The organism is Deinococcus planocerae (assembly GCF_002869765.1).
GTDB classification, from domain to species: Bacteria; Deinococcota; Deinococci; order Deinococcales; family Deinococcaceae; genus Deinococcus; species Deinococcus planocerae.
Map to the genome: position 1 here is coordinate 61,743 of NZ_PNOR01000001.1, position 14,848 is coordinate 76,590.

At 72.7% G+C, this 14,848-nt stretch carries 13 protein-coding genes; 1 reads left to right on the top strand and 12 read right to left on the bottom strand.

Annotation, left to right across the window (positions count from 1 at the left end):
* Positions 1-15: 15 nt before the first annotated feature.
* From A7B18_RS00280 to A7B18_RS00340, 12 genes are all read right to left on the bottom strand, one after another.
* Positions 16-2,157, bottom strand: coding sequence for an Agd3-related carbohydrate-binding protein (locus A7B18_RS00280; protein ID WP_102124674.1), 2,142 nt, complete (start codon positions 2,155-2,157; stop codon positions 16-18).
* 18 nt (positions 2,158-2,175) lie between these two features.
* Positions 2,176-3,075 carry an NAD-dependent epimerase/dehydratase family protein gene (locus A7B18_RS00285; RefSeq protein WP_102124675.1) on the bottom strand — a complete coding sequence of 300 codons (900 nt, stop codon included), beginning with the start codon at positions 3,073-3,075 and terminating at the stop codon, positions 2,176-2,178.
* 8 nt (positions 3,076-3,083) lie between these two features.
* Entirely contained in the window at positions 3,084-3,836 is a 753-nt protein-coding gene (locus A7B18_RS00290; RefSeq protein ID WP_102124676.1) for a nucleotidyltransferase family protein, read from the bottom strand.
* 29 nt (positions 3,837-3,865) lie between these two features.
* Positions 3,866-4,858 carry a GDP-mannose 4,6-dehydratase gene (locus tag A7B18_RS00295; protein ID WP_102124677.1) on the bottom strand — a complete coding sequence of 331 codons (993 nt, stop codon included), beginning with the start codon at positions 4,856-4,858 and terminating at the stop codon, positions 3,866-3,868.
* Positions 4,859-5,001: 143 nt separating this feature from the next.
* A complete protein-coding gene (locus tag A7B18_RS00300) occupies positions 5,002-6,645 on the bottom strand; it encodes a hypothetical protein (RefSeq protein ID WP_102124678.1) in 1,644 nt (547 codons plus the stop codon).
* Entirely contained in the window at positions 6,575-8,113 is a 1,539-nt protein-coding gene (gene pelF, locus A7B18_RS00305; protein WP_102124679.1) for a GT4 family glycosyltransferase PelF, read from the bottom strand. The genes A7B18_RS00300 and pelF overlap by 71 nt, the downstream gene beginning before the upstream one ends.
* A 28-nt stretch (positions 8,114-8,141) precedes the next feature.
* Positions 8,142-8,357, bottom strand: a complete 216-nt coding sequence (locus tag A7B18_RS00310; RefSeq protein ID WP_102124680.1) for a hypothetical protein — start codon at positions 8,355-8,357, stop codon at positions 8,142-8,144.
* Between the two features lie 23 nt (positions 8,358-8,380).
* A complete protein-coding gene (locus A7B18_RS00315; protein WP_102124681.1) occupies positions 8,381-9,073 on the bottom strand; it encodes a winged helix-turn-helix domain-containing protein in 693 nt (230 codons plus the stop codon).
* Positions 9,074-9,491: 418 nt separating this feature from the next.
* A complete protein-coding gene (locus A7B18_RS00320) occupies positions 9,492-10,424 on the bottom strand; it encodes an MJ1477/TM1410 family putative glycoside hydrolase (protein WP_102124682.1) in 933 nt (310 codons plus the stop codon).
* Positions 10,425-10,449: 25 nt separating this feature from the next.
* The gene (locus tag A7B18_RS00325; RefSeq protein WP_102124683.1) at positions 10,450-11,745 is read right to left on the bottom strand and encodes an AfsR/SARP family transcriptional regulator; all 1,296 of its coding nucleotides are present in this window, start codon (positions 11,743-11,745) and stop codon (positions 10,450-10,452) included.
* A 525-nt stretch (positions 11,746-12,270) separates the two neighbouring features.
* Positions 12,271-12,426, bottom strand: coding sequence for a universal stress protein (locus A7B18_RS23025; protein WP_102124802.1), 156 nt, complete (start codon positions 12,424-12,426; stop codon positions 12,271-12,273).
* Positions 12,426-12,785, bottom strand: coding sequence for a universal stress protein (locus tag A7B18_RS00340; RefSeq protein ID WP_180969939.1), 360 nt, complete (start codon positions 12,783-12,785; stop codon positions 12,426-12,428). Before A7B18_RS00340 ends, A7B18_RS23025 begins: the two co-directional genes overlap by 1 nt.
* Before the next feature lie 205 nt (positions 12,786-12,990).
* Between A7B18_RS00340 and A7B18_RS00345 the strand changes: the two genes are divergently transcribed.
* Positions 12,991-14,841 carry a heavy metal translocating P-type ATPase gene (locus A7B18_RS00345; RefSeq protein WP_245872667.1) on the top strand — a complete coding sequence of 617 codons (1,851 nt, stop codon included), beginning with the start codon at positions 12,991-12,993 and terminating at the stop codon, positions 14,839-14,841.
* Positions 14,842-14,848: the final 7 nt, after the last annotated feature.

Genomic DNA, 14,848 nt, shown 5'->3' on the forward strand with positions numbered 1-14,848 from the left:
GGCCGCGCCCTCTTTTCAAGGCAGATTGAACGTGCGCGTCTGGTTGGGGCTGAAGTTCCAGGAGCTGATCGGCCGCCCGCCGTATTGCTCGACACTCTGGCCGGCGGTGAGTCCGGTGACGTAGACGGCGCCCCCCGCCGGGGAGGTGATGGACACCCGCCGGGCGGCCCGGTTCACGACGGCCCGGACGTTGGCCTTCATGAAGACGGTCCGGCGCTTCATGTAGACGCCCAGGTCGTCCCAACGCAGCGTCTTGAGCGGCAGGGTGCTGTAGCGGGTGTACTTGTCGAGCAGCGCCCGTTCCCAGTCGCTCGCGACGCTGCGGCCTGGCGTGTACTCGCGCAGGTTGGACTGGTGCATGTAGTGCGGGTACGCGCCGCCCGCCAGCACGTGCGAGAGCGCCAGGTCGCTTTCCTTGTCGAGGACCTCCGCGTAGCTCAGGTTGTGGTCCCAGTAGGGCCGCGTGCCCCCCGGGCCATAGACCGCGTTGTACGACGCGGCGATTTCGGCGGGGTCGGTGGCGTAATAGAAGATGTTGGTGGGCCAGCGGGGCACCAGGAAGATGGTGGGGTTCAGGGGGTGGTCCATCCCGCAGTTGTGGCACGAGGGGTCCCACTGGCTGCTCACGGAGTGGTTGGACGCGAGGAACTGCACCCCGGCGTCCTGAGACGCCAGCAGGAAGTTCATGTTGGAGGCCTGGAGCCCAAAGTCGGTCTTGACCCCTTCGCCGTCCGGGTTGTAGTAGCCCAAGCCCGACATGTCGCCCGTGACGAGGCTGCGGGTGCTGCGCACCAGCCCGAGTTTCACGCCGATGCTCTTGTTGCTGTTCACCTGCACGTAGGACTCGTCGCGGGAGAGAAAATCCATGTACAGGTGATCCCGGGTGTGGTTGAACCAGTCGAAGCTGCCCGCGAGGCACCGGCTCATGCTGCTCAGCGGGTCGGGGCTGGGCGCCGCGGGGTCGCAGCTCAGGGGCGCCGCCGTGTTGGCACCGCCGCCGTTGTAGGCGATGGCGAAGCGGAAGGTCGTGGCAACGTCGTACCCGGTTTGCAGCGCCGTCTGCTGATTGCGCAGGGACAGGGCGTCCTGGGCCGAGATACGGAAGCTGTCCGGGGCAATCTGCCCGGTCGCCGGGTCGTAGCGGTCGTTGGGCAGAAACCAGTCGTCGATGTCGAGCTGGTTGTAGCGGCGGTACTCCCCGACGTACAGCCCCCGGGTCACCCAGTCGAGAAGCGCGAGGTTCAGGAGCTGGCTGTGCAGCAGGAACGGGTTGTGGGCGAAGGTCAGCGCCAGCCGCTCGCGTCCGTCGGTGGTGGCCGAGGTGGCGGCCAGCACGCGGCCCCCGGCGTCGGTCAGGAGGGGCTGGGTGCCCGCGACCCCCTCGGCGGCGGTCACGGTCGCGGGGTAGTTCCAGGCGTGGCGGACCGGCACCGTCGCCCCGGGGCGCAGGTCCCGGAACACGGCCCCCCCGGCGGCGGTGGTCCGCAGGTCCGCCGTGTCGGAGGCGCTGCCGTCCACGGGGCGCAGGCCGTAGTCCTCGGGCCAGGTTCCGGGGTAGGTGTAGAGGGCCAGTTGCCGCGCGCCGTACAGCCGCTCGTACTCCCACAGGAGCTGCCACTCCGGCACGTCCAGGGCGCTTTGCCACTGGCCGTTCGCCTCGTACAGCAGGGCGTTGTTCGTCAGGATGACGCCTTGGTAGCGGCCCGAGCCGTCGGCGTTCATGAGGGCCCCTTCCGTCAGGACCGCCGCGGTGGCGTCGAGAACGTCGAAGGGCACCCCCGCCTGGCCGAGCAGCGTCCTGGCCGTCTCGAGGTTGGGATCGCCCGCTCCGGCGGTGACGACCAGCATCCGCAGGGCGAACACGTTCGGGTTGGCGGTGCCCGTGAGGGCCTGGGACCGGAACGTGCCCGGCGAGGACGGGGGCGGCTTGGGGATGGGCGGGCCCCGGAAGTCCGGCAGCTTTTGCAGGTTGCGGCCCCTGGGCTGGGCGGGCGTGGTGGACTGGAAGTGCTTGTGGCCCTTGCCCTTGGCCTTGCCCTGGGTGTGCAGTTCCGGGGAGTCCACGGCGCCGGTGGGCGCGCCGGTGGTGGGGGCGTTGCAGGCGGTGAGCAGCGCCGCGGTGACGGTGAGCAGGCTGCAAAAGCGGCTGGGGTTCATGGGGACGTCCTTTCCTGCTCAGGTCACCGGCAGGCGGTGGGTGTTCGCGCGGACGGTGCCCTGCCAGAGCGCCGCGAGGGCGTCCTGGAGGCTGTAGGCGGGGGCCCAGCCCAGGCGGCGCAGGCGGCGGGTGTCCCCGTGCTGGGAGGGCACCGCTCCCGAGCGGCTCGACCCGGCGGCGTTCTCGTGGATGCGCCCCCGGAATCCGGCGAGGTGAGCCAGCTCCTCGATCAGGGGCCGGGCGGGCACCGCCTCGCCGCGCCCGACGTTGAGCACCGGGTCGGCGGGTGGGCGGCGCACCACGGTCTCCACCGCGCGGGCGAGGTCGCGGGCGTCGATGAAGTCACGGCGGGCGCTCAGGTCGCCGAAGGTCACGTCCGGCAACCCGAGCTGCACGGCCCGCTGGAACTCCAGGGCGGCGCGGCCCGGCAGCGACCCCTCGCTCTGGCCCCGCCCGATGGGGTTGCCCACCCGCAAGACGGTGACGGGAAACGCCCCCCGCGCGGCGAGCAGCGCGTGCGTGCCCGCGAGTTTGGTGACCCCGTACGGGCTGCCGGGCCGGGGGGGCGCGTCCTCGTCCACGGCCCCGGGGTGCGGGCCGTACTCGGCGGCCGAGCCCAGGTGCACGACGTGGATGGGGCGCCCGCAGGCGGCCACCGCCTCGATCAGGTGCTCGACGAGCGTGACGTTCGCGCGGGTGAGTTCGGCGAGGTCGCCCGACGTGCGCCCCGCGCAGTTGACGACCGCGTCGGGCCGGGCCTGGTCGAGCAGGTCGAGCCAGGTGCCGCTGGCGACGCTGGAGAGGTCGAGGGCCCGGGAGCGGGGCCCCGCCCGGACGCTGAGGCCGGGCTGCCGGGCGAGGTGGGCGTGGACGTGTCGGCCCAGGAAACCGTGGGCGCCGAGAATGAGCAGCCGCACGCAGGGCCCTAGATCGCCACGTGGGCGGCGGGCTTCAGGACGTGCAGCGCCACCTGGGGAAGCAGCCGGGGCTGAAGCTCGTCGAACTGCTGGTTGGCGAGGTCGTAGTCGTCGGGGCGCCCGATGTCCAGCCAGTAGCCCCGGAAGGCGAAGCTGCCCGGCCATCTCCCCTGGCGCAGCAGGTCGCAGATCAACCGGTCCATGCCCAGCGGCTCGCCCGCCGGGTATCCGGCCAGGGCGGCGCGGGTAAAGGCGTACACCCCCATGCTGACCTCGAAGTCGAACACGGGCTTCTCGCGGAAGCCGACGATCTGGTCGTGGTGGATGTCGAGCACGCCGAACTCGCTGTGGAGTTGCCGCGGGTAGGTGGCGACCGTGATGGGGGTCCCCGCCCGCCCGTGCGCCTCCAGCAGCGCCGCGAAGTTGAGGTCGGTCAGCACGTCCCCGTTCATCACCAGGAAGTTCTCGGGAAGGTCCTGCGCGATGGGCAGCAGCGGCCCCACCGTGCCCAGCGGGTGCGTCTCCTCGACGTACCGGACCGCCAGGTCGAAGCGGCTGCCGTCGCCCACGAACGCGCGGATCAGGGGGGCCATGTGGCCGACCGCCAGGGTGATGCTGTGGCACCCCTGGTGGCGCAGTTGCATCAGCAGGATTTCCAGGATCGCGTAACGGTTCCCGATGGGCATCAGCGGCTTGGGAACACAGGTGGTGTAGGGGCGCAGGCGAGAGCCTTTTCCTCCGGCGAGAATCACGGCGTGCATGGGGCACCTCCAGGAAGGGTGGGCGGGGATCACACGTTGTAGAGGTTGGTCTTGTAGCGGGCGAGGTTGCGCGGGTCGGTGAACCACTCGACCGTCTCCTCCAGGCCCCGGCGCAGGGTCGTTCGCGGCCCCCAGCCGGTCAGGCGCCGCAGCTCGCCGCTGTCACACACCAGGCGCCGCACCTCGGACTGCGCGGGCCGCACACGCCGCTCTTCTTGCTCCACCCGCGCGGGGACGCCCATGATGTCCGCGATCAGCCCCAGCAGGTCGCCCACGCTGATCTCCTGGCCGTTGCCCGCGTTGAGCGCCTTGCCCAGCACCTGCGGCCCGGCCTCGCCGACCGCCATGAACGCGGCGGCGGTGTCGCGCACGAAGGTGAAGTCGCGCGTGGGCGTCAGGTCCCCCAGCCGCACGCTGGATTCTCCCGCCGCGAGCTGCGCGATGATGTTGGAGATCACCGCCCGCGCCGACTGCCGGGGCCCGAAGGTGTTGAAGGGCCGCAGGGTCACCACCGGGAGGTCGAAGCTCGCCACGTAGCTCCCCACGAGCTGGTCCGCCGCCGCCTTCGACGCCGCGTAGGGCGACTGGGCGTGAATGGGGTGGCTCTCGTGGATGGGCACCGTGCGGGCCGTGCCGTACACCTCGCTGGTGGAGGTGTGGACCAATCGGGGCGTGCCCAGGTGCCGGGCCGTCTCCAGCAGGTTCAGCGTCCCGATCACGTTCGTCTCGATGTACGAGCGCGGCGCCTGGTACGAGTAGGGGATGGCGATCAGGGCCGCGAGGTGGTACACGGTGTGCGCGCCCTCCATCAGGCCGCGCACCGAGCCGGGGTCGCGCACGTCGCCGGGGCAGACCTCAACCCCCTCCAGCACGTCGCCCGGCAGCGTCTCCAGCCAGCCCCACGAGTTGAAGGAGTTGTACTGCACCATCGCGCGCACCCGCGCGCCGCTCCGGACGAGTCCTTCCACGAGGTGGGAACCGATAAAGCCTTCTGCGCCGGTCACGGCGACGAGCTGGGTCATGGGGGGTGCTCCTGGGGGCCCACCCGGGAGGGGCGGGCTTCGAGAGGGGCGGGGGGGCGCGGGGCCGGACGCTCGGGGGGGGGCGACGTGGGCGAGCGGGACCGGGGCCGGGGGAGCGGGGGGCGCCTGTTCATGGCCGGGCCTCAGCGGTAGGTGGTGGGGCGGCCCAGCGCACCCAGCATCCCGGCGAGCAGCACGGCCAGCGCGACGAGGACGCCGACGACGGGTACGAACGGCAGGTCGGCGAGGTCGGCGGCGAGCAGGGTCAGCCCCGCGAGGGCCCAGGCGGCGAGCGTCACCCGGACCTGCCCGAGGTTGCTCAGCACCGCCCCGAGAAAGAGCGCCGTGCCGTACGCGATCAGGGGCAGGGTGAGCGCCGCGCCCGCCCGCACGAGGTCGGCCCCGCCGGGCCGGGTGAACAGGACGTGGCCGCTCACCAGCACGATCACCACCGCCGCGTTCAGCAGGGGCGCGCCCAGCAGCGTGAGCACGCCGAGGAGGGCGCCCCGGCGGCGCGCGAGGGCGTAGAGGCGGACCTGGGAGGCCAGCGCCACGAGGACCAGCCCCGCGAGGCACGCGGCCACCAGCGGGCCCAGGTGGCCCGGCACCGCGCCGAGGAGCAGCGCCGGGACGTGCGCGAGGAAGGGGAGGGCGGAAACCGCGCCCGCGCGCAGCACGTCCAGGCCGACGGGCTGGGTGACCAGGACGTACACGCCGATCAAAACGACCAGGGCCGCCGCGTAGAGCAGGGCCGCCCCCAGCAGGGTGAGCAGCCCGAGCAGGGCGGCGCGGCGCAGGTGGCCGTGCGCGCGCCCGAGGGCCTGCAAGCGGGCCTGGTAGCTCAGGCTGAGCACCTCCATCGCCCCGACGCTCACCACGACGGGCAGCAGGGCGCCCACGCCGAGCCGCTCCCAGATCGCCGCGCCGAAGGCCACGTTCACGAACACCGCGCAGGACCAGCCCGCCGCCGCGTGGAGCAGGGCCTGGGTCCAGGCCGGGGGCGGGGTGGGCGGCCCGGAAACCCGTCCTGCCCGGACGGCCACCGCCCCCAGGGGCAGCAGGGCCGCCGACGCCAGCACGGTCCAGGCCGCGACCACGGGAAGGGGGAACTGCGGCCACAGCGCCCCCCACAGCCCGTAGATCAGGCTGGGCAGGTAGGCCAGGAAGGCCAGCAGGGACCGGTTGAGCACCAGCAGGGCGCCGAAGGCGGTCAGGGACAGCCCCGCGAGGGCCCCGACCACCCCGGCGGGGAGGGAGGGCTGGTTCAGGAGAGGCGCGGTGACCGCCGCCGTCACCCCGCAGGCGGGCGCGGCCCACAGCACGGCCCGCTGGAGAAAGCGCCGCTGCCGGGCCCCGGTGAGGGCGTAGCCCAGGCTCGCCATGCCCTGGCTCCAGCCCCAGGCGAACACCACCGAGGTGAATAGCGCCGCCTGCGCGCCGGGCACCCCGCCCAGCTCGGCGACCGCGACGGCGAGCGCGGCCCCCGGCATCGCGTAGAGCACGCCGCGCGGCGCGAGCGTCCAGGGGACGGGCACCCGGGGCGCGGCCAGCGGGGCGGGGTCCCGGTAGGGCAGGGCCCCGAACAGGACCTGGGCGCAGGCGAACACGCTGGGCTGGCCGTAACGGTCCCGGGCCACGTCGTCGTTGAGGCCGCTGGCCTCCAGCGCGGCGGCGATCTCCTCGGCCTGGGTGGCGTGGGCGCAGGCGGGGCCCAGCTCACGTCCCAGCGCCAGAAGGGGAGGGGGGAGCGGCGACCCGGCGGCCCGGGGCAGCGTGTTCGCGGACATGCGTCACCTCCTTGGCCGGGGGTCGGGGGGCGGTGTGGGCGAGTTCGGTGTACATCTGCCGGTACGCCTGGACGCAGTGCTGGACGGTGAACATCGTGAGCACGCGCTCGCGGGCCTCCTCGCCCAGCCGCGCGCGCCGGGGCGCGTCGCTCAGGAGCTGCACGACGGCCCCCGCGAAGGCCTCCGGGTGGCGCGGCGGCACGACCAGCCCGGTCGGCCCGATGGCCTCCCGCACCCCGCCCACGTCGGTGGCGATCATGGGCCGCCCGGTCGCCATCGCCTCGATCACCGAGTACGGAAAGCCCTCCGAGATGCTGGAGAGGGCGACCACGTGCCCCGCCGCGTACGCCTGCGCGACGGTGGGCACGCGGCCCTCGAAGGTGACGTGCTCGCCGAGCCCGAGTTCCCCGATGAGGTCGCGGCACCGAGCGGCGTACGCCTCGTTCCCGGCGGGCACCGGGCCGAAGAGCCGCAGCCGCGCCTGCGGCACCTGGGCCCGCACCAGGGCGTGCGCGCGAATCAGGGTTTCGAGGTCCTTGATGGGGTCGATCCGCCCGACCCAGGCGACGGTGGGGGTCTCGGGACCCGCCGTGGGAAACGCGAAGAGGTCGGGTTCGATCCCGTTGTACACCGGGCGGATTCGGGCGGGGTCGGCCCCCAGGTGGCGCTGCCAGCGGATGTTGAAGTTCGAGGCGGGCGAGATGATGTCGGCGGCCGCGTAGGCGGCCCGGGTGAGGTGCAGGTAAAAGCGCAGCAAGAAGGCGCGGGTGCCGGGAGACAGGTACCTGGAGGCGGGGGCGAGGTAGCGCTCGCGCAGGTAGACCCCGTGCTCGGTCAGGATGAAGGGCGTGCCGTAGGCGTGCTTGCTCGCCAGGGCGGGCAGCGCGGCCAGCCCGTTGGACACGGCGTGGGTGAGTCTGCCCTCGGGGGGAGGCGGCGCGAGCGGGCGCAGCAGGTGGGCCAGCCAGAGGGCCGCGTCGAGTGCGTCGCGCAGGGTGGGGGCGGGAATGGCGGTCGGGGGCCGGGCGCCGCCCGGCGCGAGGGTGGCCCCGCGCGCCCACAGGAAAAACAGCAGGTCGGCGTTGCGCGGGTCGCCGAGCGCGGCGTTCAGGTCGTGCCGCCCGGCGAAGGTCACGAGGTCTCCCAGCGCCCGGGTGAAGAGCCGGGTCGCGTCCTGGTCCGGGCTGAGCAGCGCCCCGACGAGGCGGGCGAAGGGTTCCTCGAAGGCCGCGCGCCGGAAGCGGGCGCCCCGGGAGCGCGCGCCGCCCTCCCCCCACAGGGGCAGCACCGTGACCTGCCGGACGTTGGGGGACAGGGCGCAGCGCACGGCGTCGGGCGCCCCGCTCAGGGCGAGCACGTGGAAGTCGAAGTCGTGCAGGCCCGAGACCAGTTGCTCGCACCAGACGCTGACCCCCCCGAGATAAAGCGGGTAGGTCCCCTCGGTGACCATCACGGCTGGCCCGGTCATCCTCGTCGGCTCGTCTCGCGCCCCGGCCCTACAGGTCGATGCCCAGGTCGCGGCGGGGGGACAGGGCGCCGCGCAGGCGGTCGAGGTCCTCTAACCGGGCGAGCCGCCGCTCGAGTTCGGCGTTGACGCGCAGCACGCCCTCCAGCCGGGACCGCAGCACCTTCAGCTCCCGGTCCAGGTCCAGCTTGCCGGGACGGGGGGACGCCGGGGAGGGGTTCGGCACACGGTGACGGATGGTCTTCATAGGGCGCCCCCTTTGGGGAAAGATCAGGCCAGGAATTGCAGGTGGCTGCGAAAGGAGGTGAACGTGGTCGCGCTCTGGCGGGTGGCCGAGCGGGCGTCGATGCAGTACCCGGCGCCCTGCCGCGACCGCAGCAGCGGGGTCGGGCACAGGGGCAGCAGCTTGTGCCGCAGGTGGTGCAGGTGGGTGGGGGCCTGGCCGCACTCCGCCAGCGCCTCCAGCTCGGCGCGGCTGAGGTACTCGCCGGGGCGCTCCATCAGAACGCGCAGCAGCCTGAACTCCGTCGGCGTGAGGGCAACGGGCTGCCCATGCAGGTGCGCCGCGCCGCTCGCGACGTTCAGCCGCAGCGGGCCCACGGTCAGGGTCTCACCCCGGGCGTGGGGCAACTGCGCCGCCAGCACGGCGCGCTTCTGGTGGGGTGGCGTCCCGAAGGGGAGGTAGGCCCGCGCCCCCAGCCTGTGCAGCAACCGGACGTGCCGCTCGGGCAGCAGCGGCCCCACGACCACGCTGGGCAGCGGGTGCAGGGCCTGCAAGATCGCCGCGAGTTCCGGAACCGCCACCTCCCCGACGACCAGAACGGCGAGCGCGGCCTCGGCCCGCTCCCCCCGGACCCCCTCGGGACCCGCGACGTGCCGGGGGCGACACCCGAGGTCCCTGAGGATGTGCCCCACCGAGACCAGGGGCGGGGAGGCCGTGCCGATCAGCAAAACGTCTTGCACTGTCTTCGCTCCTCCTGTCGAGCCATGAGAGGTCTCGTGGCCGCGCCTGAGCGCGCCACAACGCCGCCAGCAGGCCCGTGGGCCCGTTTACATGAAGAAACTTTTATCTCGGTCAGTTACAAAGAGGTGACTGAGCCTGTGCAAACCCCGGCTCGACATTTCACGATTGACACGTTGTTTCACGGAGATACCCCTCCAAACTGGAGTAGTATTCCCCCCTACAAATTTAAGGTAGGCTTAAATCTTCAGTTACTCGTGCTCATCTAATTTTGGTATCGATGGCGGACGCAGCCCAAGAAGAGAGCTACCCCGCGCTAAGCCAGGCATAACCTTGTAGGTTCGGAGCCTTGCGCCCGGGTGTCGAGAGGGGTAGGCCGGGCTACGTTCCGCGCCGCCGCTCTCCCGTCGGCCAGCCGCGTTACGGCCAGGGGGGTGACTGGGGGTCGCCGGGGTTGAGCCGCAGCCGGTCGAGTTCGAGGTCGGCGACGTAGGGGATCAGGCCGTGGGCGCGGGCGGTGGCGTAGGCGTCGCGGACGTTCTGCGAGTCGTCGGCGTAGTCGACGGTCAGCACCGGGAGGCCCCGGCGGCGGTACTCGGCGTAGTCGCCGAGCTGGTGGCTCCGGTACGTCTCGGAAGTCCGGCGGTCGGTGGCGGCGTAAAAGGTTTCCTCCTGGGCGGTGGCGTCGATGCAGCGGGCGAGCCGTCCGCCCTCCTCCCAGATCAGCTCGGAGGCGTTCTGGGTGATGATCCGGAAGTCGGCCCGGCGGGAACGGGCCTGGGCCGTGAGACGGCAGACCCAGTCGATCATCTCGCGCCGGGCGCCCGCCCGCTCCGGGAAGTACTGGTAGGCGTCCACGAGGTCGAGATAAGCCCCGTCGAAGCCCTGGGTGATGACCGTCTCCAGGTACGCCAGGATGAGGGCCTGCCACTCGGGCTGCCAGTACTCGACGACGTAGTTCCCGGGCCAGCCTGGATCGGGGGCGCTGATCCACCCGGGGCGGCCCGGCCCCCAGCCCGGTCGCCAGTAGGAGCGGTAGTCCTCCGCCTCCCCGATGCTGAGGTAGGCGAACAGAAGCTTGTCCCGCCGGGCGAGGGCCACCTCCCGGGGGGTCCAGCGGTCCGTGTCCGCCCCTGTGGCCGAGAAGTCCACGACCACCAGTTGAAAGCGGGAGGCCGCGACCTCCTCCAGGCGGCGGGGGTAGTTCTGCAACTGGTAGGCCCAGCTTTGCACGTCGCGCAGGTGCAGCTCCGGCCCCGAGGCCCGGACGGACGCGCTCCCCGTGTCACACCCCGCGCAGAGCGTCAGGGCGGCCAGGGCCGCGAGGGAGACGAGAACGCCCGTGCGGGTCATCGGAAACCTCCTGGGAAAGGGCGCGTCACCGGGAAAGGGAGTGCCAGCGCGGCTGCGCCAGCACGTGACCCAGGGCCGAGGCCACCCGGCCCACCGTCTCCCGGTCGGTGACGCCGAAGTCGCCACTTCCCGCGGGGCGGGCGGCGTACACGGCGGCGATGGGCGCGCCCGTCCCGTCCACCACCGTCTCCAGGGCCAGGGGGGGTCCGGGCTCGGGAGCGGGCCCCGTCTCGCCCGCCGGTTGCCCGAGGGCCCGCGTCAGCGCCGCGTGGGCAGCCGCCTGCACGTCCGGGGGCAGGGCGGGGTGGGCGGCGGACGTCGGCCACGTCTCCGGGAGGGGGTACGGCAGCACCCCGGCGTAGCCCGCCCCGACCTCCTCGACCAGGAAGCCCCGCCCCCCCCCCGCCAGCCCCTTCCAGCTTCGGCTGGAACTCAGGCGCCTCACCAGGCCGAGCAGACGGTGGCTCCGGGCGAGGTCCGCGGCGAGCGCCGGGAGGTCGAGGTTGGGCGGCCGGACCTTGCGCATGAGGATGGCTCCGGCCAGGGCGCGCCGGGGGCAGGGCAACGAGGAGCCGATGTGCCGGGCCGGGTAGGGCTGCCCCTGCTTGATGCGCTCGACGAGGTCCACCGTTCCGGGCATGGGGCTGTCCCCGATCTCGTGCTGGATGAACCTCAGGTAGCGCCGGTAGTGGGTGACCGCGCTGTGCTCGTCCTGGGTCAGGCACAGGCACGTGATCAGGTCCTGCTGGTAATTCTCGCCCAGCAGGGGGTCCAGGTTCAGGGCGCCCGCGAGGTGGCGGACCGCCGCATGGCACTCCAGGCCGTCGCAGTGCAAAAAGGCCACCTCGAGGAGCGTGCGGACGTGGGCCGTGTACAGCGACGTCCGGACCTCCTCGGCCCACTCCGCCGGGTTCTCGGGCAGAAAGTCGCCCGCGTAGAGGCTCAGCGCGTAGGCGTAGTGGCGCAGGCGTTCCTCGCGTGTCTCGGCCCGCTTGCCCGCGCGCAGGGCCTCCCGGTATAGGTGCAGGTCCGAGCGCTCGTGATACCGCTCGGCCAGGCGGTAGCGGTGGTCTTGCTCCACGACCGCCGCCGGGTCACCCAGCGCCCGCCGCAGACGGTAGAGCGTCACCTTGAAGTGGTTGCGTCCCCCGTCGGCGTCGGCGTGCAGAGACAGCCGCTGAATGATCTCCGACCGGCTGTAGCCCTGGGGGTGGCTGAGCAGCAGAAAAAACAGGTGCCGGGAGGCGGTCGAGGGCCAGTTCACCTCCAGGCCGGAACGTTTGACCGTCCCCGTTCCCAGGCTGGTGATGCGAAGCGACATGGCGGACCTCCATAACCCTTCGGGAGAATGGAGAGCGCGGTTCTGGCAGTCGTCCTCCGCGCAAGGCCGTCTCTATTTAACTCCTTTTCGTCATCACCCATCGGGGATCAGGCCTCTCGGTCGGGCACCTCTCTCACCCCGCCCCAGAAGAACGCCAGACACCTCGACCCATGCTCGAAGGTGGACGACGGAGCAGCGCGCAAAATCGCCGAGTCCGTGTTCGCGGCCCGGGTGGCGGTGGGCCTGCATCGGGCGGTCAGAACGCCCGCAACCCTGCGGCTCAACGTGGCGCTCATCGTCCTTGCCGACAACCTCGAGGGCCGCAACCTCAGCCCCCGACCAACCCGCCCCCTCCGGGCAACCGTTCAGCCGCGTCCACCACGGCTCGAGGTGGGGGTTGCTCCTCCTACGTTTCCAACGCACGGGCGGGTCGTGGGCGCTTCCCCACCGTTCCTCGCGGGGCGGTTCGCAGCGGGGCTGATCCAGGACCAGGTGGTGTTCACGCCCAGGCCGCCGGGCTGACCGTCAGGACCGGGCTTCCTGACGCCGAGGCTGCCTGTTCCCCGTGGCCCGGGCCGGGGCGCGGACGAGGAGCACCGGGACCTTGACCCGGTGCAGCACCGCCTCCGCGACGCTTCCCAGGCAGAGGTGAGCGAGCCCCGTGCGTCCGTGGGTGCTCATCACCACCAGGTCCGCGCCCCCCCCCGCTCCACCTCGTCCGCGATCACCTGCGCGACGGGCCGGCCCTCCGTCTCGAGGCACATCACGCGGGCCTCGGGGGAGGCGATCTCCCTGCGGGCCCGGTCAAGGAGACCCAGGCCGTCTTCCAGCAGACGCTCGCGCGCTTCTCCGTAGTCGTGCTTGGGGCCTAACCCGAAGGACTCCCCCTCCAGGTACGTCTCGGGCGGGAGCGTGTAGGGCGGCACGACGGAGAGCAGGGTCAGGGTGGCCCCGTAGCGGCGGGCGAGGTCAGCGGCGAAGGGCAGGGCGAGATTTCCCAGGGCGCTGCCGTCGGTCGTGGCAAGGATGCGGTGGAACATGGGTCCTCCTTCGCGCTCAGGGTGTGGCCTGGCCGTTACCCCGCTGTTGCCAGGCCGCTGTAGATCGGAGCAGTCGACCTCGGGGCGGGGGCGGTAACCTCCCGGTAACGCCACTCCCCGAGGGTGAGGCATGACGCTTTTCAGGGCAGCCCAACCCCAGCGCGGGTCCCCCGTCCCGTTGTGGGGCGATAGCGTCACGCGGCGAATGGCCGCGACTGTCCTCACGCTCGCGGGGCTGCTGCTGGGCCTGCTCGCCGCCCGGCTGGACCTTCCCGGCCCGACGTGGGCAGGATATGCCCTGGCCTATCTCGCGGGCGGGGTGCCCAGCGCCGTCACAGCGGTGCGGACCCTGGTCACCCGGCGGCGGCTCGACGTGGACCTGTTGATGGTGGTCGCGGCCCTGGGGGCGGCGAGCGTGGGGCAGGCGGCGGACGGGGCGATTCTTCTCTTCCTCTTCAGCCTCTCGAACACCCTGCAAGCCTGGGCGATGGGGCGTACCCGGCGCGCCATCGAGGCCCTGATGGCCCTGCGGCCCGCCGAGGCCACCGTCTTGCGGGGCGGGGAGGAGGCGCGCGTCCCCATCGGGGAGCTGCGGCCCGGGGACCTCCTGCTGGTGCGGCCCGGCGAGCGCTTCGCGGCGGACGCCCGGGTCGAAGACGGCACGACCAGCGTGGACGAGAGCGCCGTGACCGGCGAGTCGGTCCCGGTTGAGAGGGGGAGGGGAGACCGCGTGCTGAGCGGCACCCTCAACGGGGAGGGCGTGGTGCGGGCGCGGGTGGAAAGGAGTGCGGGTGAGAGCACCCTGGCGCGGCTGGTGCGGCTGGTGGAGGAGGCCCGCGCCGAGAAGAGCCCCACCGAGCTCTTCGCCGACCGCCTGGAGGGGCCCTACACCCTGGCGGTGCTGGGATCGGTTCTGCCGGTGTTCCTGGTCACCCGCTACGGGCTGGGGCTGGACGCCGGGGCGGCGTGGTACCGGGCGATGACCTTTCTGGTGGTGGCGAGCCCCTGCGCGGTCGTCATCAGCACCCCGGCGGCGACCCTCTCCGCGATGGCGGCGGGAGCGCGGGCCGGGGTGCTGTTCAAGAGCGGGGCGGCCCTGGAAGCGCTCGCCCGGGTGCGGACCCTCGCCCTCGACAAGACGGGCACCCTCACCGAGGGCCGGATGCGCCTGGTGGCCGTCTTGCCCCTGCGCGGAACGGAGGACGAGGCCCGCGCCCTGGCTGCCGGGCTGGAGCGGCACAGCGAGCACCCCATCGCGCGGGCCATCGTCGCGGGGTTTCCCGGTGACCCACCTGGGGTGGACGGCGTGCAGGCGCAGCGCGGGCGCGGGGTGACGGGCCGCCTGAACGGGCAGGCGGTGTGGATCGGCACCCGCGCGCTGGTGGCTGACCAGCAGGCCCGCCTGGACCCGGAGGCTGAAGCCCAGTTGGAGGCCCTGGAGCGCGAGGGCCACACGACCATGATCCTGGGGGCAGGGCGGGAGATGCGCGCCCTGCTGGCGGTCGCAGACACCCCCCGTCCCGAGGCGCAGGGTGCGCTGGCCGCGCTTGCCCGGCAGGGCCTACGCACGGTGATGCTCACCGGGGACCGGGCGGGCGTGGCCGAGCACGTGGCGCGCGAGGTCGGTGTGCGGGAGGTGCGCGCGGGGCTGCTGCCGGGGGACAAGCTGGGCGCCTTGGCCGAACTGCGCTCGCACGGGGGCGTGGCGATGGTGGGGGACGGGGTGAACGACGCGCCCGCGCTGGCCGCCGCGGACGTCGGCGTGGCGATGGGCGGCGGCACCGACGTGGCTCTGGAGAGCGCCGACGTGGTGCTGATGCGGGGCGACCTGACGCGGCTGGTGGGCGCGGTGGAACTCGCCCGGGCCGCCGCGCGCACCGTGCGCCTCAACCTCGCCCTCGCGCTGGGCGTGATCGTGGTCGTCGGGACGCTCGCGCTGCTCGGGCGGGTGCCCCTCCCCCTGGGCGTGATCGCGCACGAGGGGGGTACCGTCCTGGTGGTCTTGATCGGGCTGCGCCTGCTCGCCCACCCGGTCCGCGGGGCCACGCGCCCGTAGGAGAGGA